Raw genomic sequence first — 24,839 nt, 5'->3', positions numbered from 1 at the left:
GCTGAAAAGTGGAGAACCTGATCGCGCTGCTCGTAGCGGCGCCTCTGCTCGGAGCGGCCGTACTGCTGTGCGGCGGGCGGCGGTTGGACCGTGTCGGCCACTGGCTCGGCACGCTGCTCGCGGCCGCCTCCTTCGTCGTCGGTGTGATGCTCTTCGCCGACATGCTGGGCAAGGGCGCCGAGGAGCGCTCCCTGTCGCAGCACCTGTTCAGCTGGATCCCCGTGGAGGGTTTCCAGGCGGACGTCGCCTTCCAGCTCGACCAGCTGTCGATGACGTTCGTCCTGCTGATCACCGGTGTGGGCACCCTGATCCACATCTACTCCATCGGGTACATGGAGCACGACGAGCGGCGCCGCCGCTTCTTCGGCTATCTGAACCTGTTCCTCGCGGCGATGCTCATCCTCGTCCTCGCCGACAACTACCTTCTCCTGTACGTCGGATGGGAGGGCGTAGGCCTCGCCTCGTACCTCCTGATCGGCTTCTGGCAGCACAAGCCCAGCGCGGCCACCGCCGCGAAGAAGGCCTTCCTGGTCAACAGGGTCGGCGACATGGGCCTCTCGATCGCCATCATGCTGATGTTCACCACCTTCGGGACGTTCGCCTTCGGGCCCGTCCTGGAGGCGACGGGTGAGACGTCGGAGGGCAAGCTGACGGCCATCGGTCTGATGCTGCTGCTCGCGGCATGCGGAAAGTCGGCCCAGGTGCCGCTGCAGTCCTGGCTCGGCGACGCGATGGAGGGCCCGACCCCGGTCTCGGCCCTCATCCACGCGGCGACGATGGTGACCGCGGGCGTGTACTTGATCGTCCGCTCCGGCGCGATCTTCAACGGAGCACCGGACGCGCAGCTCGTCGTCACCGTCGTGGGCGCGGTCACGCTGCTCTTCGGTGCGATCGTCGGTTGCGCGAAGGACGACATCAAGAAGGCGCTCGCCGGATCGACGATGTCCCAGATCGGGTACATGATCCTGGCCGCGGGCCTCGGCCCCATCGGCTACGTCTTCGCGATCATGCACCTGGTGACGCACGGCTTCTTCAAGGCCGGGCTCTTCCTCGGGGCCGGTTCGGTCATGCACGGCATGAACGACGAGGTCGACATGCGGAAGTACGGCGGCCTCAGGAAGTACATGCCGGTCACCTTCGTGACCTTCGGGCTCGGCTATCTGGCGATCATCGGCTTCCCCGGTCTGTCCGGCTTCTTCTCCAAGGACAAGATCATCGAGGCCGCCTTCGCCAAGGGCGGCACGGAGGGCTGGATCCTCGGCTCGGTCGCGCTGCTCGGCGCCGCGATCACCGCGTTCTACATGACGCGCGTGATGATCATGACCTTCTTCGGTGAGAAGCGCTGGCAGCCCGACGCGGACGGCCACGAGCCGCACCCGCACGAGTCGCCCAGGTCCATGACGATCCCGATGATCGTGCTCGCCTTCGGGTCGGTCTTCGCGGGTGGCTTCTTCAGCATCGGCGACCACTTCATGCACTGGCTGGAGCCGGTCACCCAGCACGACCACGGTGACTCGCCGCTGAGCGCCACCACGGTCACGGGCGCCACCATGGTCGTCCTGGTCATCGGTGTGGCGCTGGCCTACGTCCAGTACGGCCGCCGTCCCGTCCCGGTCACCGCCCCGCGCGGTTCGCTGCTCACCCGGGCGGCCCGTCGCGATCTCCTCCAGGACGACTTCAACCACGTCGTCCTGGTCCGCGGCGGAGAGCACCTCACCCGGTCCCTGGTCTACGTCGACCACACCCTGGTCGACGGAGTAGTCAACGGCACGGCGGCTTCGGTCGGCGGGCTCTCCGGGCGGCTGCGCAAGATGCAGAACGGCTATGCCCGCTCCTACGCGGTCTCGATGTTCGGCGGCGTTGCGGTACTCATCGCCGCGACCCTGCTGATGAGGGCGGTCTGATACCGATGTCCTTTCCTCTGCTGACAGCGACGGCGGCCCTGCCCGCGATCGGAGCGATCGCCACGGCAGCCGTCCCGGCCGCAAGGCGCACCGCCGCCAAGTGGCTCGCGCTGCTCGTGTCGCTCGCCACGCTCGCGCTCGCCGTGACCGTGCTCGTGCGGTTCGACCCCGACGGGGCCCGCTATCAACTGACCGAGTCGCGTTCGTGGATCGCGGAATTCGGGGTGCGGTACGAGCTCGGCGTGGACGGCATCGGTGTCGCCCTCATCGCGCTCACCGCCCTCCTGATGCCCTTCATCATCCTGGCGGGCTGGCACGACGCCGACCCCCTGGAGACGAAGTCCTCGCGCTGGCGGCCGACCCAGGGCTTCTTCGCCCTGATCCTCGCCGTCGAGGCGATGGTGATCATGTCGTTCGAGGCCACCGACGTCTTCCTCTTCTACATCTTCTTCGAAGCCATGCTCATCCCGATGTACTTCCTCATCGGCGGCTTCGGGGACCGTGCCCACGCGGGCAGCGACGAGAACGCGTCGGCGCAACGCTCGTACGCGGCCGTGAAGTTCCTCCTCTACAACCTCGTCGGCGGCCTGATCATGCTGGCCGCCGTGATCGGTCTCTATGTGGTGGCGGGGAACTTCTCGCTCCAGGAGATCACCGAGGCGCGGGCCAACGGCTCGCTGGAGATGGCGACCAGCACCGAGCGGTGGCTGTTCCTCGGCTTCTTCTTCGCCTTCGCGGTGAAGGCACCGCTGTGGCCGCTGCACACCTGGCTGCCGAACGCGATGGGCGAGGCCACGGCCCCGGTCGCCGTGCTGATCACGGCAGTCGTCGACAAGGTCGGCACCTTCGCGATGCTGCGCTTCTGCCTCGGGCTCTTCCCCGAGGCGAGCAAGTGGGCGACGCCGGCCATCCTCGTGCTCGCGCTGATCAGCATCATCTACGGCGCCCTGCTCGCGGTCGGCCAGCGCGACATCAAGCGCCTGGTGGCGTACGCGTCGATCTCGCACTTCGGGTTCATCATTCTCGGCATCTTCGCGATGACCTCGCAGGGCCAGTCCGGCGCGACGCTCTACATGGTCAACCACGGGATCTCGACGGCCGCCCTGATGCTGGTGGCGGGATTCCTGATCTCGCGGCGCGGTTCGCGGCTCATCGCGGACTACGGAGGGGTGCAGAAGGTCGCACCGGTGCTCGCGGGAACCTTCCTGATCGGCGGTCTCGCGACGCTCTCGCTGCCGGGACTCGCGCCGTTCGTGAGTGAATTCCTCGTCCTGGTCGGCGCGTTCGCGCGCTATCCGGTGGCCGGGATCATCGCCACCATCGGCATCGTGCTCGCCGCGCTCTACACCCTCGTCCTCTACCAGCGGACGATGACGGGCCCGGTGAAGCCGGAGGTCTCGGCCATGCCGGACCTGCGGGTGCGTGAGCTCCTGGTCGTCGCACCGCTGATCGCGCTCCTCATCGGCCTCGGGGTCTACCCGAAGCCGCTCACCGAGCTGGTGAACCCGGCGGTCAAGCACACCATGTCCGACGTACAGCAGAAGGACCCGAAGCCCGACGTGGAGGCGGCCAAGTGAGCGCATCAGCCGTCCACAGCCTGTGGACAATGGCGTCGGCCGCGGCGCCGCAGGACGCGATCGACAAGATCGACACTCCCACCATCGAGTACGCGCAGCTGTCGCCGACGTTGATCGTCATCGGCGCGGCGGTCCTCGGGATCCTCATCGAGGCCTTCGTGCCGCGGAAGTCCCGTTACTACGCGCAGGTGTTCGTGGCGGTCGTCGCCCTCACCGCGGCCTTCGCCGCGGTCGTCGGCCTCGCCGCCACCGGGTACGGCACGACGAAGGCGCATATCGCGGCGATGGGCGCGATCGCGGTCGACGGACCGGCGCTCTTCCTGCAGGGCACGATCCTCCTCGCGGGGCTCGTCGCGATCTTCACCTTCGCGGAGCGGCGGCTCGATCCGGTGGCGCACGGCGTTGGGGCCTCCCCTGCTCGAACGAAGTTGAGAGCTTGGGGACGGGTCGACTCGTTCGCCGCGCAGGCCGGTTCCGTGCCGGGCAGCGAGAGCGAACAGGCCGCCACCAAGGCGGGGTTCACCACCACCGAGGTGTTCCCGCTGGCGCTCTTCGCGATCGGCGGGATGCTCGTCTTCCCGTCGGCGAACGACCTCCTGACGCTCTTCATCGCCCTTGAGGTCTTCTCGCTGCCGCTCTACCTGCTCTGCGCGCTCGCCCGCCGTAAGCGCCTCATGTCGCAGGAAGCCGCCGTCAAGTACTTCCTGCTCGGCTCGTTCTCCTCGGCGTTCCTGCTCTTCGGGATCGCCCTGCTGTACGGGTACGCGGGCTCGGTGTCGTACGGCACCATCGCGAAGGTCATCGACGGCAGCGTCCAGACGGTCAACCCGGCGCTCGCCGACACCATGGGCAACGACGCGCTGCTCCTGATCGGCGCCGCGATGATCGTCATGGGCCTGCTCTTCAAGGTCGGCGCGGTGCCGTTCCACATGTGGACCCCGGATGTGTACGAGGGCGCGCCCACCCCCGTCACCGGCTTCATGGCCGCGGCGACGAAGGTGGCCGCCTTCGGCGCGCTGCTCCGGCTCCTCTACGTGGTCCTGCCGGGCCTGCGCTGGGACTGGCGCCCTGTGATGTGGGGCGTCGTGGTCCTCACGATGCTGGCCGGCGCGATCGTCGCGATCACGCAGACCGACATCAAGCGGCTCCTCGCGTACTCCTCCATCGCCCACGCGGGCTTCATCCTCGCCGGTGTCATCGCCATGACCCCGGACGGCATCTCGTCGGTCCTCTTCTACCTCGGGGCCTACTCCTTCGTGACGATCGGCGCGTTCGCGGTGGTCACGCTGGTGCGGGACGCGGGCGGAGAGGCCACGCACCTGTCGAAGTGGGCCGGGCTCGGCCGGCGCTCGCCGCTGGTCGCCGCCGTCTTCGCGGTGTTCCTGCTCGCCTTCGCCGGCATTCCGCTGACCTCCGGGTTCTCCGGAAAGTTCGCGGTGTTCAAGGCGGCGGCCGAGGGTGGCGCCGGTGCGCTCGTCGTGGTCGGTGTGATCTCGTCCGCGATCGCGGCGTTCTTCTACATCCGCGTGATCGTGCTCATGTTCTTCAGCGAGCCGAAGGCCGACGGCCCGACCGTCGCCGTGCCCTCGCCGTTGACGATGACGGCGATCGGCGTGGGCGTCGCGGTGACGCTGGTACTGGGTGTGGCCCCGCAGTACTTCCTGGATCTGGCGAACCAGGCGGGGGTCTTCGTCCGCTAGCCCGTCCGCTCCGCTGGTCCACCTGTTCTACTCGCCGCCGCCCGGCACCCCGTCCGACAGGGGTGCCGGGCGGCGGCCTGTGGATAACTTCGAGGGTTGTCGGTGCGGAGCCCTATCGTGGGGGCAGTGGTCGAAGCGCGACGTGCGGGGGCAGGGCGATGGATGGGAACGATGGCATGAGCGAGGTGGCCGTACCGAACGCGGTGGCCGTACCCGGCGCGGTGGCGGAGAGTGACGCGCTGCGGACGCTGCACCGCGTCTTCGGGTATGACGCCTTCCGCGGTGAGCAGGAAGCGATCATCGAGCACGTGGTCGCGGGCGGGGACTCCGTTGTCCTGATGCCCACCGGTGGCGGCAAGTCCCTCTGCTATCAGATCCCGGCCCTGGTGCGGCCCGGCACCGGCGTGGTCGTCTCGCCCCTCATCGCGCTCATGCAGGACCAGGTGGACGCGCTGCGCGCACTCGGCGTGCGGGCCGGGTTCATCAACTCCACGCAGGACTTCGACGAGCGGCGCGTGATGGAGGCCGCGTTCCTCGCGGGGGAGCTCGACGTCCTCTATCTCGCGCCGGAGCGGCTGCGCCTGGAGGGGACGCTCGATCTGCTCTCCCGCGCCAAGATCTCCGTCTTCGCGATCGACGAGGCGCACTGTGTCGCGCAGTGGGGCCACGACTTCCGCCCCGACTACCTGGCGCTCTCCCTCCTCGGCGAGCGCTGGCCGGACGTGCCGCGGATCGCCCTGACGGCGACGGCGACGCACGCCACGCACCGCGAGATCACCGAGCGGCTCGGCATGCCGGACGCGAAGCACTTCGTGGCGAGCTTCGACCGGCCCAACATCCAGTACCGCATCGTGCCGAAGGCCGAGCCGAAGAAGCAGCTCCTCTCCTTCCTCAAGGAGGAGCACGCGGGTGACGCGGGCATCGTGTACTGCCTCTCGCGCAATTCGGTCGAGAAGACCGCCGAGTTCCTGTGCCGCAACGGCATCGAGGCCGTGCCGTACCACGCGGGTCTGGACGGCGGGACGCGTGCCACCCACCAGTCGCGGTTCCTCCGGGAGGAGGGCCTGGTCGTCTGCGCCACGATCGCCTTCGGCATGGGCATCGACAAGCCGGACGTCCGGTTCGTCGCCCACCTCGACCTGCCGAAGTCGGTCGAGGGGTACTACCAGGAGACGGGCCGCGCCGGACGTGACGGACTCCCGTCGACGGCCTGGATGGCGTACGGCCTGCAGGACGTCGTCCAGCAGCGGAAGATGATCCAGGGCAGCGAGGGGGACGAGGCGTTCCGCCGCCGGGCGGCCTCGCACCTGGACTCGATGCTGGCGCTGTGCGAGACGGCCCAGTGCCGCAGGGCCCAGCTCCTCACGTACTTCGGCCAGGACGCGGACGGCTCGTCCTGCGGCAACTGCGACACCTGCCTCACACCCCCGGAGACCTGGGACGGCACGGTCCCGGCCCAGAAGGTCCTCTCGACGATCGTGCGGCTCCAGCGCGAGCGCGGCCAGAAGTTCGGCGCGGGGCAGATCATCGACATCCTGCTCGGCAGGAAGACCGCGAAGATCATCCAGTTCGACCACGACCAGCTCTCGGTCTTCGGCATCGGCGAGGAGCTGGCGGAGGCCGAATGGCGGGGCGTGGTGCGGCAGTTGCTGGCGCAGGGACTCCTCGCGGTCGAGGGGGAGTACGGCACGCTCGTTCTGACCGAGGAGAGCGGTTCCGTCCTCGGCCGGGAGCGGGAGGTGCGGTTGCGCAAGGAGCCCAAGCGGCCCGCCGCGGCGAAGGCCGCCAAGGGAGAGCGGAAGGCGAAGGCCGCGGCGGCGGTCGCGGAGCTGCCGGAGGAAGCGGTGCCGGTGTTCGAAGCGCTGCGGGCGTGGCGCGGTGCGCAGGCCAAGGAGCTGGGCCTGCCGGCGTACGTGATCTTCCACGACGCCACGCTGCGGGAGATCGCCACGCTGCGCCCCTCGTCCCTGGCGGAGCTCGGCGGGGTCAGCGGCCTGGGCGAGAAGAAGCTGGCGACGTACGGGGAGGGAGTGCTGGAGGTCCTGGCGGAGCTGGGAGGGGCGGCCACGTCGGTGCCCGCGCAGGCTCCGCGGGCCCCGGAGCCCCAGGACGAGGAGTGGCCGGAGCCCCCGGACGAGTTCTGAGTGCCTTGAGCAGCGTGGCAGACGCGCCGAGAGGGCAGCGCCCCAAAGGGGCGCGGGGCGCGGGGAAGCGCGCGATCAGCCACGAGGGCGCGGGAGGCGGACGGGGCTTGCTTCCGGTGGGTTAGGCGCGGGGCGTTGGGCCCGGCTTCCGGCAGGGGCGCGGGGGAGTGCGCGATCAGCCACGACGGCGCCGCGGACGATCCGCGCGGTAGGTGGCCGGGGGTGACTCCACCCCCGGCCAGCAGCCTCAACGCGCCGAGGTGACCCTGCCGGACACTTCGCCGAGGCCCACCCGGGTGCCGTCCGGGCCCGGGGCCCACGCCGTGAGCGTGACCTCGTCGCCGTCCTCGAGGAACGTCCGCTTGCCGTCGGGCAGTTCGAGGGGATCGCGGCCGTTCCAGGTGATCTCGATCAGGGAGCCGTACTGCCCCTCGGCGGGCCCGCTCACGGTGCCCGAGCCGTACAGGTCACCCGTGCGCAGGGACGCGCCGTTCGCCGTCATGTGGGCCAGCTGCTGGGCGGCCGTCCAGTAGACGGTGGAGAAGGGCGGCTCGGAGATGACGTGGCCGTTCAGGGTCACGGTGATGCGCAGGTCGTAGCCGCCGGGCTCGTCCGCGACGGACTCCGCCGAGTCGTCCAGGTAGGGGAGGAGCTCGTGCGTGCGCTCCGGAGGGGCGACCCGCGCCGCGTCCAGGGCTTCAAGCGGGGTGATCCACGCGGAGACGGAGGTGGCGAAGGACTTGCCGAGGAACGGTCCGAGCGGAACGTACTCCCAGGCCTGGATGTCCCGCGCCGACCAGTCGTTGAGGAGGCTCAGCCCGAAGACGTGCTCCCGGAAGTCCGCGAGCGGCACCGGAGTGCCCAGCTCCGACGGCGTACCCACGACGAAGCCGACTTCGGCCTCGATGTCGAGGCGGACGGAGGGCCCGAAGACCGGGGCCGTCTCGGCGGGAGCCTTGCGCTGCCCCGACGGGCGCACCACCTCGGTCCCGGAGACCACAACGGTGCCGGAGCGGCCGTGGTAACCGATGGGCAGGTGCTTCCAGTTGGGGGTCAGCGGGGCCGGTGCGTCCGGACGGAAGATCTGCCCCAGGTGAGTCGCGTGGTGCTCGGAGGCATAGAAGTCCACATAGTCCGCGACCTCGAAGGGCAGGTGCAGCGTGACCTCGGACAGGGGGTACAGCAGGGGGCGCACGACCTCGCGGTGCGCCGGGATCGTGACCCACGCGGTGAGCGCGCGACGCACGTCGGACCACGCCGTGCGCCCCGCGGCGAGCAGCGGGTTCAGCGTGGGCCCGGCGAGCAGCGAGACATAGGGCGAGCCGAGCGCGGCGGCAGCGGCACCCGCGTCCAGGACATGATCGCCGAGCCGTACGCCGACGCGGCGCTCCGCGGCCCCGTCGGAGCTCCCACCGGCGTCCCCAGGGCCTCCGGCCAGGGAGAACACGCCGTACGGGAGATTGTGCGGCCCGAAGGGATCGCCCTCCGCGAGAGCGAAGGGGTCGCCTACGGAGTGGACGGAAGGGTCGCTCCCGGCCGGGTCGAGCGGGGTGTGCTCGGACATGCGTACCTGCCTCGCTTTCCATATGGGTGTGCCACACGTTACGTGGGAACCTTCGATTGGGGCAGTGTCTAAAGAGTTCGCAATGTCCGGATAAACCTTGCTGGACTGGTCAGTTCCGGCTTAGCGTCCTTTGGGGGACGCGGACGGGGTGGGTCCGGGTCATACGGAGGGACACGTGGGGGGACCCGTGGCCATGAGGAACGACAGCGTGCCCTTCGCGGTCGACCGTGAGGTGCCCGGCCTGATCGTGAAGTTCGGCAGCTATCCGCTGCACCACGGCGGCGTAGGCGCGATCCGCAGCCTCGGCCGGCTCGGCGTGCCCATGTACGCGATCACGGAGGACCGTTTCACACCGGCCGCGGCCTCCCGCCATCTCACCGGCGCGTTTCCCTGGCCGACCACCGGGGCGGAGGAGCCGGCGCGGCTCATCGACGGGATGCTGCGCATCGCGCGCCGGATCGGCAGACCCACGGTCCTGATCCCGACCGACGAGGAAGCGGCCGTCCTGATCGCCGAGCATCAGGAGCCGCTGAGCGCCGCCGGATTCCTCTTCCCGCGCGTGGACCCGGAGTTACCCCGCCGCCTCGCCAGCAAGCAAGGCCTGCACGAGCTGTGCGTGAAGCACGGCATCGCCTCGCCCGCCGCGTCCTTCCCCGAGAGCTACGGGGACGTAAAGGAGTTCGCCGCCACGGCGGTCTTCCCGGTGGTCGCCAAGAACCGCGAGGCGTTCACGCGCCGCACCCGGCCCGCGGTGAACGGGACGACGCGCATAGAGACATTGGAGGGCCTGCTCGGCCTCGCCCGTGACTGGGGCGAGCGGCCCGGAGTGATACTCCAGGAGTACCTGCCCCGGGAGCAGGCCGAGGACTGGATCGTGCACGCGTACTTCGACGCGGACTCGGCGCCGCGCGCACTGTTCACGGGCGTCAAGGTGCGCTCCTGGCCGCCGCACGCGGGGATGACGGCGAATGCGTACGTCGTCGACAATCCGGAACTCGCGGACCTCGCCGCCCGTTTCATCAAGCAGATCGGCTTCACCGGCGTCATCGACCTGGACCTGCGCTTCGACCGGCGCGACGGTCAGTACAAACTGCTCGACTTCAACCCCCGCATGGGCGCGCAGTTCCGGCTCTTCGAGAACGAGTCCGGGATCGACGTCGTCCGCGCGATGCACCTCCACCTGACAGGGCGCCCGGTTCCGGAGGGGGAACAGCGCGCCGGGAATCGGTACGTCGTGGAGAACATCGACCTGCCCGCCCTCCTCGCCTACCGCCGCAGTGGCTACACCACACCGCACGCGCCCCCGCACGCGAGCGGCACGGAACTGGCGTGGCTCGCGGCGGACGACATGAAGCCGTTCTTCACGATGCTCGCGCGTTTCGTGCGACCGGGGGCGAAGCATCTCTATCAGTTGTGGCGGACGAACCGCCGCGGCAGCAGCACGGGTTAGGCCCACGAAGCAGGCACACGCGGAAAGTGACGTCCTGGGGAGGGACTTCGTGATCCATCCAGTAGCAGTCATCGGGGCGGGGCCGTTCGGCCTTTCCACCGCGGCCCATCTGCGGGCCCGTGGCATTCCGGTGCGGGTCTTCGGCGACCCGATGGTGAGCTGGCGCGCGCACATGCCCGCGGGCATGCTCCTGAAGTCGACCCCGGTGGCGTCGAGCATCGACGCCCCGCAGCGCGGCCACAACCTCGTCGACTACTGCGACGCGGCGGGCATACCGCGTCTGGTCACCGACGAGGACATCATCCCCATCGAGACCTTCGTCGCCTACGGGGAGTGGTTCAAGGACAAGCTGGTGCCCGATCTGGAGCAGGTGCGGGTGGTGTCGGTGCACCGCAAGGGCACGTCGGGCTTCGACCTGAAGCTGGACTCCGGCGAGCAGTTCACGGCCCGCGCGGTGGTGGTCGCCACCGGCCTCTCGGGGCTCGCGCAGCTGCCGCCCGCGCTCGTCGCGGCGGCACCGGACGGGCCGGCCCCCTCGGGGGCCGTCTCGCACAGCTCGCAGCACAGCGACCTGTCGCGGTTCGCGGGGCGTGAGCTGATCGTGGTCGGCGCGGGACAGTCGGCCCTGGAGACGGCCGTGCTCGCCGCCGAAGCGGGCGCGACCGTACGGGTGGTGGCGCGCGGCAAGGGATCGGTGGCCTTCGGCTCCCCTCCGTGGAAGCAGCCGAAGCTGCGCCCCGAGTCCCCATTCGGCCGTGCCTGGTCGCTCCACGCGCTCAGCTACTACCCCCACCCCTACCGCTACCTGCCCCCGCAGGCCCGCCACTTCCTGGTCCGCCGCATCCTCGGCCCGCTGGGCGCGTGGTGGCTGCGCGACCGCTACGAGGGCAAGGTCGAGACGCGCGAGGTCCGCCGCCTCATCTCGGCGGACGTCCGGGAGGGCAGCCCGGTCCTGCGCCTTGAGACTCTGGGCGGCCGCATCCGGGAGCTCTCCGCCGACCACGTCATCGCGGCCACGGGCTATCGGGTCGACATCGCGGCGATGGACTTCCTGGACCCCGCCCTCCGCGCCCGCCTGGCGGCGAGCCGCGGCACGCCGAAGCTGGGCGCGGGCTACGTCTCGTCCATCCCGGGCCTGTACTTCACGGGGCTCCCGGCGGCGGCGTCGTACGGCCCGGTGATGCGATTCGTATGCGGCACGGAGTTCGCCTCGCCGCGGCTGGCGGGGCATCTGGCGCGGGCGCACGGGTGAGGGGGGCGGGCCCTGGGTGCGGAACGGCGATCACGGGGAGAGCGAGCCGAACGACTCCAGGAAATCGGCAAGGACGTGCCCCGAGAACGGGTCGGTGGCCGGGTCCTCCGGCGTGACGAGACTGACGGAGAAGTACGCGCCGAGGAGAAGTCCCGCGCCTTCGAGGGCTGTCGCGGTCTCGGGGGCCGTGCACCGGACCCCGGTCACCTGTCCGGCACGCAGCGGCTGGGCGTGGAGCCGGTAGAACACGGAGAAGGGGCCTTCGCCCGTGCCGTCGAGGGCGTAGCCGTTCGCGCCCCAGAAGTCTTCCATCTCCTGGCCCGACGAGAAGGTGATGATGTCCGGGTGGTCATCGCCGGCATCGGCGGCCGGGAGTTCCCAGTCGGCGGACGATGCCCCGACCGGCTCCCCGCAGAGGAAGAGGCCGGGCCACCGTTGGCGCCGACGTGCGACGAACTGCCGTACGGCGACGGGGAATGTCATATCCACGATGAAGTCGCTCGCGTGCCCCGTGATGTCCATGGCTTGACGCTAGGCCGTCGTGTCCGGCCGGACCGCGTCGAACGCCGCCCCGGAGGCGGCGGGCTCAGTCATCGCTCGGCAGGGTCCAGGCGGCGGAGTCCTTCGGCGGAGCCGGGCGGATCTCGAAGGTGGAGAGGTCGACGTCCTCGTTTTCGTCGCCTGATGGCTGCCGCCCCTCCTCATCGGGGAGGAAATAGATGCCATAGGCCCAGAACGCGGGGAACTCATGGCACATGAGGTCCGGGTACGGGGAGATCTCCAGGCGCCCGTACCTCTCGTTGACCCGGGCCACGGCCTCCGCGCGGGAGATGCCGAAGCGGGTCACTGCTTCGTCGACGATCTCTCCGAAGTATTCGAGCATGCCGTCGTCCAGCCGCATCACGAATGCTGATCTCTGCGGGGGTGCGCGGCGCGTGAGGGGCGTGGGTGGCTCGTTCGTCATGGCTTCTCCGGGTCCGGCGTCCAGGCCGAGTACTACCGTAAGGACGGCCCGCGCAGACACGTCCCGGTGAATCCCGCGAGCGCCGGTTGTGCGACCAGCGCACTCCGCGCGTCACAGCTCTTGTGAACGTTGCCATCGGCAGGGCCCGGGATCCGTATTCTCTGGATCATGGCCCCCCCCCTCGCATATTCACTCATCGCCACTGACCTGGACGGAACGCTGCTGCGCGGCGACGACACCGTCTCCGACCGGTCGTTGGCCGTGCTGTCGGCGACAGCCGCGGCGGGGGCGCGCCACCTGGTCGTGACCGGGCGGCCCGCGCCCCGGGTGAAGCCGCTCCTCGACGATCTGGGGACCGGTGGCCTCGCCGTCTGCGGGCAGGGGGCGCAGTTGTACGACTCCGGGGCCGACCGCATGATCTGGTCCGTGACGCTGGACCGCGAGCTCGCCGAGGCCGGGCTCGGGAAGATCGAGGCGGAGGTGGGGCAGGTCTACGCCGCCGTGGACCAGGACGGCGTGGACGGACTCACCCTCATCGAGCCCGGATACCTGATGCCGCACCCCACCCTGCCCGCCGTGCGCGTGCGGAGGCGCGACGCGCTCTGGGCCGAACCCATCAGCAAGGTGCTCCTGCGCCATCCCGAGTTGACCGACGACGAGTTGGCCGCCGTCGCCCGTGATGCCGTCGGGCCGCTCGCCACCGTCACCATGTCGGGGCCCGGCACCGTCGAACTCCAGCCGCGCGGGGTGACGAAGGCGACCGGGCTCGCGCTCGCCGCCGAGCGGCTCGGGATGACCTCCGAGGACACCATCGCCTTCGGGGACATGCCCAACGACGTGCCGATGTTCGTCTGGGCGGCCCGTGGCGTCGCCATGGCCAACGCCCACCCCGACCTCAAGTCGGCCGCCGATGAGGTGACTTCGTCCAACGAGGAGGACGGGGTGGCCGTCGTGCTCGAACGGCTGCTGGCAGCGCGGAGTTAGCCCGCCGTCCGCGGAATCCGCTTCTCCCACGTCCGGTGGAAGACGACCTCGTCGCCGTCCTTGCACACCACCTCGTTCGACGTGATGAAGTCCGTCGCGTCGCAGGTGATCTCGGAGCGGGACTCGATCTTCGCGTCCCATCCCAGCTCGGGGCGGTGCAGACGGATCGTCCAGTCCGAGCGGGTGCGGGCGCTGAGCGGGTCCGACTCGTTGATCGTGTACGTCTCCACCGCGTCCTCGGTGAATTCGAGGCCGTCCGGGTAGACCCGCGTACCGCCGTAGCGCGGGTCCACCTCCATCCGCCATTCGCCCTTCGCCACATCGCGTACGACCAGGCGTTCGGGGCGCAGCTCGTCCAGCGTCGCCGGGTAGACCACCGCGAGGGGCTCCGACTGCTCCGGAGCGGCGAAGGTGATGGACGGGTCCAGGTCGCCCTGCCGCACCGGGAGTTCCAGCGCGCTGCCCGCCGGGTCCAGGACGAAGCCCGCCGAGTCCGCCTGCGGCCAGATCCACGGCCAGTACGCGGACGACACCGCGAGCCGGATCCGGTGGCCCGCCGGGAACGTGTGGCCGATCGCGTTCAGTTCGAAGGTGACGTCCTCCGTCCCGCCCACCGGCCACGGGTCCACGCGGTCCCGGCCGTTGCGGGCGGAGAGGTTGAGGACGCCGCGCGTGACCAGCGTCGACGAACCGTCCGGGGCCACGTCGCACACGCGCGCGATCGCCTGGCCGGACGGGGTGTCCATCTTCAGGCGCAGGGTCACCTTGGGGCGGCCCAGGATGCGTACGGCCGAGGGGACCTCGAACTCGAAGCACGCCGACTTCGCGTCCTCGTCCCGCTGGTCCGGCGGCAGGTCCGCGTCGTTGCCGAAGGGGAAGTAGCGGCCCGCGTCCAGGCCCGTGTGCTGGGGGGAGTTCACGATCAGCGGGGCGCCCTGGAGGGCGTACGGGGTCGGTGTGACGTTCGGGGAGGGCCAGGAGGGGTCACCGACCCAGCCGCCCGGCAGCTCCGCGTACACCGTCGCCGGCGGATGCGAGTCGCTGATCCAGGAGCGCAGCTTCGGCTCCGCCATCACGCCCGTGTCGATGCCCTTGAGGTGGTGGTCCCACCAGCGCAGGGTTTCCTGGAGGAAACCGATCGCCGGGCCCGGCGGCAGCCCCCGGTCCGGGTACTGGTGCGACCACGGCCCGATCAACCCGCGTACGTCACCCGGCAGATGCTCGACCAGGCGCAGGACCGTGTCCCGGTAGGGGTCGTGGAAGCCGCCGACCGCGAGCACCGCCGCGCCGATCGCCGAGTAGTCCTCGCAGACGCTGCCGTGCTGCCAGTAGGCGTCCCGCGTCTGGTGGTCGAGCCAGGTGTGGATGAAGGGGTCCACGGCTTCGAGGCGGCTGAGCCACATCTCCCGCCAGCGGTCGCCGACGAACAGCGGGTCCGGCGGGCGCGAGACGAAGGCGAGCATCGTCGCCGCCCATGCGTGCATGTCCACCGCGAGGACGGAACCACCCATGTAGTGCACGTCGTTGTCATAACGGTCGTCCGCGGAGCAGACCGTGACGATCGCCTTGAGCGGCTCGGGCGCGAGGGCCGCGATCTGGAGGGAGTTGAAGCCGCCCCACGAGATGCCGAACATGCCGACCTTGCCCGAGCACCAGGGCTGCTCGGCGAGCCAGTTGACGACCTCGACCCCGTCGGCCAGCTCGACCGGGGAGTACTCGTCGCCCGGCATGCCCTCCGAGTTGCCGTGGCCCCGCACGTCCACGCGCACGGAGGCGTAGCCGTGGCCCGCGTACCAGGGGTGGCGCTGCCAGTCGCGCGGCGCCGTCCAGTCGCTCAGGCGGTAGGGCAGGTACTCCAGGAGCGCGGGGACCGGTTCGTCCGTCACCGGGCGCCAGATGCGCGCGTAGAGCCTGGTTCCGTCCGGGAGGGGTACTTGGACGTCCTCGCGGGTGGTCTCGTACGGGAAGGAAGAGCGAATCTGCATGGGGGGAACCTCAGTGTCCTCAGTGGACGGGGTGCATGGTGCGGCGCAGCCACGGCGCGAGCAGGATGACGGCGACACCCGCGGCCACCGCGATCGCGCCGTTCACGCCGAAGTACGCCGGATTGGAGACCTCGCCGTACAGCTTCACGATCTGGGCCTGGATGCCGTTGGCGAGGGCGAGGGAGAGGAACCAGAGGGCCATGGTCTGGCTGGCGAAGGCCTTCGGGGCGAGCTTTGTGGTGGCCGACATGCCCGAGGTCTCCACGAGGATGTCGCCGAGCCCGAGCAGCAGGTACGAGCCGACGATCCACCAGACCGCCATCTTGTACGTGTCGTCGCCGTGCCCCGAGGTCGGCAGGACCATCAGGAGGAACGAGAGTCCGCCCAGGATCACGCCGAACGCGATCTTGTTGGAGGCGTGCGGCTGGTGGTGGCCCATCCGGGCCCAGACCATGGCGACGACGGGGGCGAGCGCGACCTCGAAGGCGCCGAGCGCGGAGGCGTACCAGCTGGCCGGGAAGGTGAAGCCGAGGATCGACGTCTCGGCGTTCGTCGACGCGAGGAGGATCATCGTCGAGTACGCCTGGAAGAGGATGAAGTTGAAGACGACCGAGGCGAGGAAGAGCACCACGTACGGCCTGAGACGGCCGCGCTCCTCGGACGTCACCCGCGGGCTGCGGAACATGACCGCGAAGTAGACGATGGGCGCGATCACCGAGATGACGGTGAGCAGGTCGACGAAGCGGTCCATCGTCAGCCAGCCGACGGCGGCGAGCAGCGCCGCGAGGACGGCGAAGACGACGATGCCCACGACGATGAGCAGCACCGCCCTGCGCATCGCGTCCCTGGGGAGGGCGAATTCCGCGGACGCCTTGCGTCCGGCGAGGTGACGGCGCCCGAGGACGTACTGGATCAGGCCGAAGGTCATGCCGATCGCGGCCGCCGAGAAGCCCCAGTGCCAGCCCTTGTGGTCGCCGAGCCAGCCGGTGATCAGCGGTCCCGCGAAGGCGCCGATGTTGATGCCCATGTAGTACAGCGCGAAGCCCGCGTCGCGGCGGTCGTCGTCGGTGCGGTAGAGCTTGCCGACCATCGAGGCGACGTTCGGCTTGAGCAGGCCGGTGCCCGCGCTGATCAGGCCGAGGCCCACCCACGTCATCGTCGCCGTCGGCACGGCCATCGAGTAGTGGCCGCAGGCGATGAGGATGCCGCCCCACAGGACCGCGCGGTACGAGCCGAGGATGCGGTCGGCGAGCCAGCCGCCGGCCACCGACACGAGATAGACGAGCGTTCCGTACGCCGCCGACACCGAGGCGGCGGTCCCGGAATTCATGCCCATTCCGTCGTTCGCGACGGAGTCCGCGAAATACAGGACGAGGATGGCCTGCATGCCCAGGAACGAGAAACGCTCCCAGACTTCGAGGCCCGACAGGGTGAGCAGCCCGCGCGGCTGCCCGAAGAAGGCGTGGTCGTCGCCGGGCTGCGGCTCCGTCGGCTCTCCGGAGGGGTCCGCGGGCGGTTCGGTGTCGGCCTCGGTGCGGGACAAAGGGTCTGCTCCCGGTAGTTCCGTTGTTTGTGGGGCGATGGGGTCTTCTGGGTCGTATCAGCTGATCAAGAACATACCGGTGGTCATCACGCGCCGCCTGGGCGGCATTGCACAGGCGGGTGCCCACTGTGATCGAAAGGCGACCGGATACGCTGACTTGAGTGATGGCAGCGACACATCGACAAACCGTGTCATCGACCCCGTCATCGCGCAAAGATCGACCGAGTGATGATCGACCGAGTGACCGACTTGTGATCGTCAGCAGACAGGAGAACCCCTCGTGACCGTCGTCGGGCCCTTCGGCCTCAGCGTGCGGGACCAGGCTCTCGAAGCCGATGTCCAGGCCGGATTGGCGGCCGTCGAGGAAGGTCTGCTCGACGCCACCAAAAGCGGGGTCCCCTTCATCACGGAGGCCGCGCAGCATCTGGTGCGCGCGGGCGGCAAGCGGTTCAGGCCGCTCCTCGTGATGCTCGCCTCGCAGTTCGGCGATCCGTATGCGCCGGGCGTCGTGCCCTCCGCCGTCGTCGTCGAGCTCACGCACCTCGCGACGCTCTACCACGACGACGTGATGGACGAGGCGGACGTGCGCCGCGGGGTGGACAGCGCCAACCAGCGCTGGGGCAACTCCGTGGCCGTCCTCACGGGTGACTTCCTGTTCGCCCGCGCCTCGTACATCCTGGCCGACCTCGGCCCGGATGCCGTCCGCATCCAGGCGGAGGCGTTCGAACGCCTGGTCACCGGCCAGATCCTGGAGACGGCGGGCCCGACCGAGGGCCGCGACCCGATCGACCACTACCTCGACGTGCTCGGCGGCAAGACCGGCTCGCTCGTCGCCGTGGCCTGCCGTTTCGGCGCCATGATGTCGGGCGCCGACGAGACCGTCGTGGACGTCCTGACCCAGTACGGCGAGCGGCTCGGCGTCGCCTTCCAGCTCGCCGACGACGTACTGGACATCGCCTCCGACTCGCACGAGTCCGGCAAGACCCCCGGCACCGACCTGCGCGAGGGCATCCCCACGCTGCCGGTCCTGCGCCTGCGCGAGCGGGTGGAGAAGCTCGGGCTGCCCGAGGACATCGCCCTGAGCGAGCTCCTCGAATCGGACCTGACGGACGACGCGCGGCACGCCGAGGCGCTGGCACGGCTGCGGGCCCACCCGGCCCTGGAGCAGGCGCGCAAGGACACCGTGCGGTTCGCGGAGGAGGCCCGGGACACGCTCGCGCCGCTGCGGGACTGCGACGCGAAGACGTCGCTCGTCGAGCTCTGCGATCTGGTCGTGCACAGGGCGGGCTGAGGCCTCGTCGGGATGGTGTGACTCACGTCACATCATCCTGTCCAGTTTGGATTGAGTCCAGACTCGGATCCACTCCGTACTCATGTCCGGAAGCTGACGCAGGGGGCGTCAGCCCAGGTATGGGGGAGTTTTCCGATCATGGGTACTTTCAGCACCCGCACGAGCACCAGTACCAGCAACAGCACCCGCACGGACCGGGCCTTCGCGGGTCGGCGCAAGACCCTGCTCGTCTCCGGCGTCGTGGTCGCCGCCGCGGCGGGGGTCGCTGCGGCCGTGATTCCGGCGTTCGCCGGCAGTGGGAGCGGCAGTGGGGCGGGCAGCGGCAGCGGCGCGCAACACGGCGCACACGCGGCGCACGGCGGCCAGTTCGTCGAGGTGCAGAGCGGCGCCGCCGCGGGTCGCGGCGGAGCCCTCTTCGCGGCCAGCTTGAACGGCGCGAACGAGGTGCCCGTGCAGGGCGGCCCGGCGGTCGGCGACAAGGACGGCCGTGCGCTCGAATTCGTCAAGGTCAAGGGCGACAAGGTGTCGGTCACCGTCAAGTGGCGCGGCACCGCCAAGCCGACCGCCCTCCACATCCACCAGGGCGCCAAGGGCACCAACGGCGGCATCAAGATCGACTTCACCAAGCTGCTCGCCAAGAGCAAGAACCACCGCGTCAGCGGCACCGTCAAGGTCGACGACGCGGCGCTCCTGGAGCAGCTGAAGACCAACCCGAACAGCTTCTACGCCAACCTGCACACCGCCGAGTTCCCCGGTGGCGCGGTCCGTGGCCAGCTCCACAAGGTGACCACCGACTTCGACTTCCGCAACGCGGCGGCCAACTTCCAGGCGTCCGTCATCCAGGGCAGCCAGATCTACGAGTGCAAGAAGGCCGAGGACGGCTCCGGCACGTTCGCCTTCGCCCAGCGTGACGTGCGCGCCAGGCTCGGCGGCAACATCGCGCACGACTTCGTGGCCCCCAACTCGGGTACCCCGCGCTGGACGGCCCCCGACCGCAGCCAGGTCACCGGCAAGCTGATCTCCAAGACCCCGAACGGCGACAAGAACATCCCCGGACTCGACCTGGCGGCGACCCAGAGCGGCAAGCACCGCGGTCTGCTCGCCGGCACCGCGGAGATCCTGCGCCTGAATACGGTGGGCGGGGTCGCACCGGCGGGCACCTGCAAGCCGGGCGCCATCGCGAGCGTGCCGTACCAGGCGGATTACGTGTTCGTGCAGCGCTGAGCCCCGACATCGAAGTGGCGTCTCCCCTACGGGATGGGGGAGGCGCCACCGCTCTGTGTCATCCCACAGCAGTACGTGGAGTTGATCCCGGGGTCTGACGCTTCTCGCTGGCCGATTTGGTCGTATAGAGGCAAGCAAGGTCCAGCAAGAACAACCACTCCTGACCTATTCGGGTGAGAATGGCGGCGCGGGGTGGACGCACGCACGTACTGGGAAGGCCGCCGCCGACCACGGAGGTAGGGCACACAATGGCACCGTACGAACCGGAGCAGGACACCAGCGAGACCGGAGAGCTGCGCGCCGGCCGCCGCAAGGCGACGCGTTACGTGGTTCCCGTCGCGGTGGCGGGGGTGGCGGCGGCGACCATCGGGCTCGTCCCGGCGCTCGCCACGTCGGGCGACCCCAAGCTGCCCGACGTCACCGCGCAGGAACTCATCGAGAAGATCGCCGCGTCGGACACGGAGCAGCTCTCGGGCACCGTGAAGATCAGCACCGACCTCGGCCTTCCGTCCTTCGGCGGCGACATGGCGGGCGGCCTCGCTCCGGGCAGCGGCTCGGGCGGCGCCGGCGAGGACGGCGAGGGATCGGCCGCCGACCCGCAGTCCAAGCTGATGGAGCTGGCGTCCGGCACGCACACGCTGCGCGTCGCCGCCGACGGCCCCGACAAGCAGAAGCTGTCCGTCCTGGACGACGCGGCGGAGTACAGCCTGATCCACAACGGCGACGACGTGTGGGCGTACGACAGCAAGTCGAACGAGGCGTACCACTCCAAGTCGGCGGGCAAGGCCGGGGAGTCCGGCGAGAAGGACGCACCCAAGGATCTCCCCAAGGGTGTCCCGTCCACGCCCAAGGAACTGGCCGAGGAAGCGCTGAAGGCAGCCGACGGCACGACGTCGGTGAAGGTGGACGGCACCGCGCAGGTCGCGGGCCGTGACGCCTACCGCCTGGTCATCAAGCCCAAGCAGTCCGGTTCGACGGTCGGCCAGATCACGGTCGCGGTCGACTCCAAGACCGGTACGCCGCTGAAGTTCACGCTCACCCCGTCCGGCGGCGGCAGCGCGGTCGTCGACGCGGGCTTCACCAAGGTCGACTTCGGCAAGCCGGCCGCCTCCACCTTCGACTTCACGCCGCCCAAGGGCGCGAAGGTCACGGAGGAAGGCGACGCCAAGGCCGGGAAGCACGGCTTCAAGGACGGCGGCAAGGACTTCAAGGGAGGCAAGGAGTTCAAGGGCGAGGAGGACCTGAACGGTCTGAACGTCATCGGCAAGGGCTGGAACTCCATCGCCGAGCTCGAACTGCCGGGCGGCCAGGGCATCCCGTCGGGCGGCTCCGGCGACGTCCCGCCGGACGCGCAGCGGTTCCTCGACTCGCTCGGCGACAAGGTGTCGGGCGACTTCGGCTCGGGCACGGTCTTCAAGACGCGTCTGATCAACGCCCTCATCACCGAGGACGGCAAGGTCTACGCGGGCGCGGTCACCAAGGACGCCCTCGTGAAGGCGGCGAACGCGGCGAAGTAGGGCTGCGGCTGAGTGATTGAGCGGCGGGTCCGAGGTGCCGGACAGGCACCTCGGACCCGCCGGCACGACTTCGAGCGGGGGAGGGCGCGGTGCCGAGCACCAGTACCAGCACCAGCGGCGGGGCGCCGGAGAGCGTGATCGAGACCTCCGCGCTCACCAAGCGGTACGGCAAGCAGCTGGCCGTGGACCGGCTGAGCCTCACCGTCCCCGCGGGCAGCGTCTTCGGGTTCCTCGGACCGAACGGCTCGGGCAAGACGACCACCATCCGGATGCTGATGGGCCTGATCGAGCCGACTTCCGGCCGGGCGCGCGTCCTCGGCCGCGCCATGCCGCGCGAAACGCGCACCGTGCTGCCACATGTGGGCGCGCTCATCGAGGGTCCGGCCCTCTACGGCTTCCTCTCCGGCCGCGACAATCTCCTGCGGTACGACGCCGCCGACCCGACCGCCGATCCGCGCACGCGCCGCGCCCGCGCCGAATCGGCCCTGGACCGGGTGGGTCTCACGGCCGCCGCGGGCAAGAAGGCGAAGGCGTACTCACTCGGCATGAAACAGCGCCTCGGCCTCGCGGCCGCGCTGCTCCAGCCGCGCAGGCTCCTCGTGCTCGACGAGCCGACCAACGGCCTCGATCCGCAGGGCATGCGCGAGATCCGGGCGCTGGTAAGGGAGTTGGCGTCGGAGGGCACGACCGTCTTCCTCTCCTCGCACCTCCTGGACGAGATCGAGCAGGTCTGCACGCATGCCGCGGTGATGGCGCAGGGCCGCCTGATCACCCAGGGGCCGGTCGCCGAACTCGCCGCGGGTGCGCGGGGGCGGCTCGTCGTGGCGACGCCGGACACGGGCGACGCGGTCCGCGTCCTGAAGGAGCTCGGCGTGACCGATCTCGTCGTCACGGAGGACCGCGTGACGGGCGAACCGCCGGGCGCGGAGACCGGCACGGACCTGGCGGAACTGAACGCCGCCCTGGTCGGGGCGGGCGTACGGGTACGGGGGTTCGGTGTCGAACGGGCCTCGCTAGAGGACGCGTTCGTGGCGCTGACGGGGGAGGGCTTCGATGTCGCGGGCTGAGTTCGTCCACGTACACGACGGGCATGACGTACACGACGGGCATGACGTACGGGCGGGCGACGAGGGTCGTGAGGTCCGGCGGATCTGGACCTTCGGGCTCTTCCGCAGCGAGCTGGGCATCACCTTCCGCCGCTGGCGCACGCTGGCCCTGCTCGGTGTGCTCGCCGCCGTGCCGATCCTGGTGGGCATCGCCGTCAAGATCGAGACCAGCGACGGCTCGTCGGTCGGCGGGGGCGGCGACGGGGGAGGCCCGGCGTTCATCGCGCAGATCACCAACAACGGCCTGTTCCTGGTCTTCACCGCACTCGCCGCGACGCTCCCCTTCTTCCTGCCCATGGCGGTCGGCGTCGTCGCGGGCGACTCCATCGCGGGCGAGTCCAGCGCGGGAACGCTGCGCTATCTGCTGGTCGCCCCGGCGGGCCGTACGCGCCTGCTGCTCACCAAGTACGCGACGACGATGACGTTCTGCCTGGTCGCGACACTCGTCGTGGCGGTCTCCGCGCTCGCCGTCGGGGCGCTGCTCTTCCCGGTCGGCGAGGTCACCACGATCTCCGGCACCCGGATCAGCTTCGGCGAAGGACTGCTGCGGGCCCTGCTCATCGCCCTCGTGGTCGCCGCGTCACTGGTCGGTATGGCGGCGCTCGGCCTCTTCGTGTCGACGCTGACCAGCAGCGGCATCGCGGCGATGGCGACGACGGTCGGGCTGCTGATCACGATCCAGATCCTCGACCAGATCCCGCAACTGCACGCCATCCAGCCTTACTTCTTCTCGCACTACTGGCTGTCCTTCGCCGACCTGCTGCGCGACCCGGTCTACTGGGACGAGCTGGTCAAGAACCTCGGCCTGCAGGGCCTGTACGCCGCCGTGTTCGGCTCGGCGGCGTGGGCGCGGTTCGGGGCGAAGGACATCACGGCGTAGCGGGCCGGGGCGCGGGCGGCGTCAGCTCCCGTACGGAAGCGTCAGCTCTCGTACGGGAAGCGCGCGAGCTCCGGCTCCTGGGCGAAGAACGACTTGGCCTCGGTCAGCGCCCGTTCGTCGTTCAGGACGTCGCCGGGCTTGCTGCCGTTGCCGAGCAGTACGCCGCCGAAGCGCATCCCGAGATACGCGGCGGAGTTCCGCAGGGTGCCCACGAGCGGATCGGCGACGACCGGCTCCTCGTCGGCGAGCGCCGTCACGCCCCACAGGGTGCGCCCGGCCAGCGTGGCCTTGAAGTCGACGCCGGGCGTACGCAGCCAGCCCGACCAGTAGTCGAGGTAGCGCTTGGTGGTGGCCGAGACCGAGTACCAGTACAGGGGCGAGGCGATGACGATGTCGGTCGCTTCGACGGTCGCGTCGAGCAGGACCGCGGCGCTGTTGCCCGACGGGCGGGTGTGGTCGCTGTCGTGCCGGAGGTCCTCGAAGTCGGGCAGCGGATGATCGGCGAGGTTCAGCCAGCGCTGCTCGTACTCCGCGGGGAGCTGTTCGGCGGCCCGGCGGGCCAGGATCTCGGTGTTGCCCTCGGGCCGGGAGCTGCCGAGTACGAAGAGGAACTTGCGGGTCATGGTGGGCCCCCTGGGTATGGCGTGGTCGGCGCACGGCCGTCTGAGGCCGTGCAATTACCTGCGCATGCACTATATGCATGCGCAGGTAATTGCGTCCAGGGGGTTCGGGGTGTGTGGCCCGGCGTCGGGCCGACGCCGGACCGGCGGCGCCTAGGCGGAGAGCCCCCACACCGCGTACGCCACCGCGTCGCTGTTGTGGTTCAGCGCGGTGCCGTCGATGTTCGACTCCGTGTCGCAGGCGGAGTGGTAGCACTTGTCGAACGGCTCACCGGCCGTGCCGCCCCAGTTCTGGGCCTGCTCGGCGGTCTTCTCGTAGTCGGCGCCGCTGAAGAGCCCGCCGACCGGGATGCCCGCGTCCTTGAACGGCGCGTGGTCCGAACGGCCGTCGCCCTCCTCGTCGGGCTCCGTGGCGAGGTCGAGGCCGCCGTAGAAGTCCTTGAAGGTCTTCTCGATGGCGGGGTCGTCGTCGTAGACGAAGTAGCCCGGGTTCGGGGAGCCGATCATGTCGAAGTTCAGGTAGTCCTTGATCTTCGAGCGCTCGTCGGCGGGCAGCTTGTCGACGTAGTGCGAGGAGCCGACGAGCCCCAGCTCCTCGGCGCCCCACCAGGCGAACCGCAGGTGCTTGGTGGGCTTGTACTTCTCCTTGGCCACGGTGAGCGCGGTCTCCAGGACCGCCGCCGAACCGGAGCCGTTGTCGTTGATGCCGGGGCCCGAATCGACGCTGTCGAGGTGCGAGCCCGCCATGACCACCTGGTCGGCGTCGCCGCCGGGCCAGTCCGCGATCAGGTTGTAACCGGTCTTGCCGCCGGAGGTGAACTCCTGGAGCGAGGTGGTGAATCCGGCCTCGTCCAGCTTGCCCTTCACGTAGTCGACGGAGGCCTTGTAGCCCGCGCTGCCGTGGGCGCGGTTGCCGCCGTTGGACGAGGCGATGCTCTGCAACTGCGAGAGGTGGCCCTGGACGTTGGCCACGGATATGTCGGGAGCGGCCGCCTCGGGGGAGGGGGCCGCGGAGGATATCGCGCTGGTGGTGAGGAGTCCGGCGACGGCTATGACGGCGGCTGTCGCGGTGCGTCCGGGAACGGAGAGCTTCATGTGGGGGGCTCCGTGTTCTGTTGGATCGTTGCGTGGGGG

General features: G+C 69.9%; 19 protein-coding genes. 12 read left to right on the top strand and 7 right to left on the bottom strand.

What is annotated here, in order from left to right; all coding sequences use genetic code 11:
* Positions 1-8 precede the first annotated feature (8 nt).
* From nuoL to recQ, 4 genes are all read left to right on the top strand, one after another.
* Positions 9-1,904, top strand: coding sequence for an NADH-quinone oxidoreductase subunit L (gene nuoL / locus OG302_RS18560; RefSeq protein WP_371527804.1), 1,896 nt, complete (start codon positions 9-11; stop codon positions 1,902-1,904).
* Positions 1,905-1,909: 5 nt separating this feature from the next.
* Positions 1,910-3,481, top strand: a complete 1,572-nt coding sequence (locus OG302_RS18555; RefSeq protein ID WP_371527803.1) for an NADH-quinone oxidoreductase subunit M — start codon at positions 1,910-1,912, stop codon at positions 3,479-3,481.
* Entirely contained in the window at positions 3,478-5,181 is a 1,704-nt protein-coding gene (gene nuoN, locus OG302_RS18550) for an NADH-quinone oxidoreductase subunit NuoN (protein ID WP_371527802.1), read from the top strand. The genes OG302_RS18555 and nuoN overlap by 4 nt, the downstream gene beginning before the upstream one ends.
* Before the next feature lie 176 nt (positions 5,182-5,357).
* Positions 5,358-7,325, top strand: a complete 1,968-nt coding sequence (gene recQ, locus OG302_RS18545; RefSeq protein ID WP_371750158.1) for a DNA helicase RecQ — start codon at positions 5,358-5,360, stop codon at positions 7,323-7,325.
* Between the two features lie 247 nt (positions 7,326-7,572).
* Here recQ and fahA read toward each other — a convergent pair whose 3' ends face one another.
* A complete protein-coding gene (gene fahA, locus OG302_RS18540; protein ID WP_371527801.1) occupies positions 7,573-8,889 on the bottom strand; it encodes a fumarylacetoacetase in 1,317 nt (438 codons plus the stop codon).
* A 193-nt stretch (positions 8,890-9,082) separates the two neighbouring features.
* Between fahA and OG302_RS18535 the strand changes: the two genes are divergently transcribed.
* On the top strand, positions 9,083-10,339 hold the full coding sequence (locus tag OG302_RS18535) for an ATP-grasp domain-containing protein (protein WP_371527800.1): 1,257 nt from the start codon (positions 9,083-9,085) through the stop codon (positions 10,337-10,339).
* Positions 10,340-10,388: 49 nt separating this feature from the next.
* Positions 10,389-11,591, top strand: a complete 1,203-nt coding sequence (locus tag OG302_RS18530; protein WP_371527799.1) for an NAD(P)-binding domain-containing protein — start codon at positions 10,389-10,391, stop codon at positions 11,589-11,591.
* A gap of 30 nt (positions 11,592-11,621) precedes the next feature.
* On the opposite strand, the gene OG302_RS18525 is transcribed toward OG302_RS18530, so the two are convergent.
* Both OG302_RS18525 and OG302_RS18520 read right to left on the bottom strand, forming a co-directional pair.
* Positions 11,622-12,113: a hypothetical protein gene (locus OG302_RS18525; RefSeq protein ID WP_371527798.1), complete on the bottom strand. Its 492-nt coding sequence runs from the start codon at positions 12,111-12,113 to the stop codon at positions 11,622-11,624.
* A 64-nt stretch (positions 12,114-12,177) separates the two neighbouring features.
* A complete protein-coding gene (locus OG302_RS18520; RefSeq protein WP_371527797.1) occupies positions 12,178-12,555 on the bottom strand; it encodes a hypothetical protein in 378 nt (125 codons plus the stop codon).
* Positions 12,556-12,723: 168 nt separating this feature from the next.
* Here OG302_RS18520 and OG302_RS18515 point away from each other — a divergent pair, with 168 nt between their 5' ends.
* Positions 12,724-13,539: an HAD family hydrolase gene (locus tag OG302_RS18515; RefSeq protein WP_371527796.1), complete on the top strand. Its 816-nt coding sequence runs from the start codon at positions 12,724-12,726 to the stop codon at positions 13,537-13,539.
* Here OG302_RS18515 and OG302_RS18510 read toward each other — a convergent pair.
* A complete protein-coding gene (locus tag OG302_RS18510; protein ID WP_371527795.1) occupies positions 13,536-15,524 on the bottom strand; it encodes a CocE/NonD family hydrolase in 1,989 nt (662 codons plus the stop codon). The two genes, OG302_RS18515 and OG302_RS18510, sit on opposite strands and share 4 nt — an antisense overlap.
* A 19-nt stretch (positions 15,525-15,543) precedes the next feature.
* Positions 15,544-17,067: a peptide MFS transporter gene (locus tag OG302_RS18505; RefSeq protein WP_371527794.1), complete on the bottom strand. Its 1,524-nt coding sequence runs from the start codon at positions 17,065-17,067 to the stop codon at positions 15,544-15,546.
* A 280-nt stretch (positions 17,068-17,347) separates the two neighbouring features.
* On the opposite strand from OG302_RS18505, the gene OG302_RS18500 reads away from it, so the two are divergent.
* The 5 genes from OG302_RS18500 to OG302_RS18480 all read left to right on the top strand — a co-directional run bounded on the left by OG302_RS18500 (position 17,348) and on the right by OG302_RS18480 (position 23,085).
* Positions 17,348-18,358 (top strand): polyprenyl synthetase family protein, encoded by a 1,011-nt coding sequence (locus OG302_RS18500; protein WP_361837073.1) that lies wholly within the window; start codon positions 17,348-17,350, stop codon positions 18,356-18,358.
* A gap of 138 nt (positions 18,359-18,496) precedes the next feature.
* On the top strand, positions 18,497-19,582 hold the full coding sequence (locus OG302_RS18495) for a CHRD domain-containing protein (RefSeq protein WP_371527793.1): 1,086 nt from the start codon (positions 18,497-18,499) through the stop codon (positions 19,580-19,582).
* 248 nt (positions 19,583-19,830) lie between these two features.
* Positions 19,831-21,099 carry an outer membrane lipoprotein carrier protein LolA gene (locus OG302_RS18490; RefSeq protein WP_371527792.1) on the top strand — a complete coding sequence of 423 codons (1,269 nt, stop codon included), beginning with the start codon at positions 19,831-19,833 and terminating at the stop codon, positions 21,097-21,099.
* Between the two features lie 89 nt (positions 21,100-21,188).
* On the top strand, positions 21,189-22,166 hold the full coding sequence (locus tag OG302_RS18485) for an ABC transporter ATP-binding protein (RefSeq protein WP_371527791.1): 978 nt from the start codon (positions 21,189-21,191) through the stop codon (positions 22,164-22,166).
* Positions 22,153-23,085, top strand: a complete 933-nt coding sequence (locus tag OG302_RS18480) for an ABC transporter permease (RefSeq protein ID WP_371527790.1) — start codon at positions 22,153-22,155, stop codon at positions 23,083-23,085. Before OG302_RS18485 ends, OG302_RS18480 begins: the two co-directional genes overlap by 14 nt.
* A 41-nt stretch (positions 23,086-23,126) precedes the next feature.
* Here OG302_RS18480 and OG302_RS18475 read toward each other — a convergent pair whose 3' ends face one another.
* On the bottom strand, positions 23,127-23,708 hold the full coding sequence (locus OG302_RS18475; protein ID WP_371527789.1) for a flavodoxin family protein: 582 nt from the start codon (positions 23,706-23,708) through the stop codon (positions 23,127-23,129).
* Between the two features lie 150 nt (positions 23,709-23,858).
* A complete protein-coding gene (locus tag OG302_RS18470) occupies positions 23,859-24,800 on the bottom strand; it encodes a M28 family metallopeptidase (RefSeq protein ID WP_371527788.1) in 942 nt (313 codons plus the stop codon).
* Between the last annotated feature and the right edge of the window lie 39 nt (positions 24,801-24,839).

The sequence above is a fragment of the Streptomyces sp. NBC_01283 genome, assembly GCF_041435335.1.
Lineage (GTDB): Bacteria > Actinomycetota > Actinomycetes > Streptomycetales > Streptomycetaceae > Streptomyces.
Note: the sequence above shows the minus strand (reverse complement) of the source record. Positions and strands in the feature narration are given on the sequence as shown.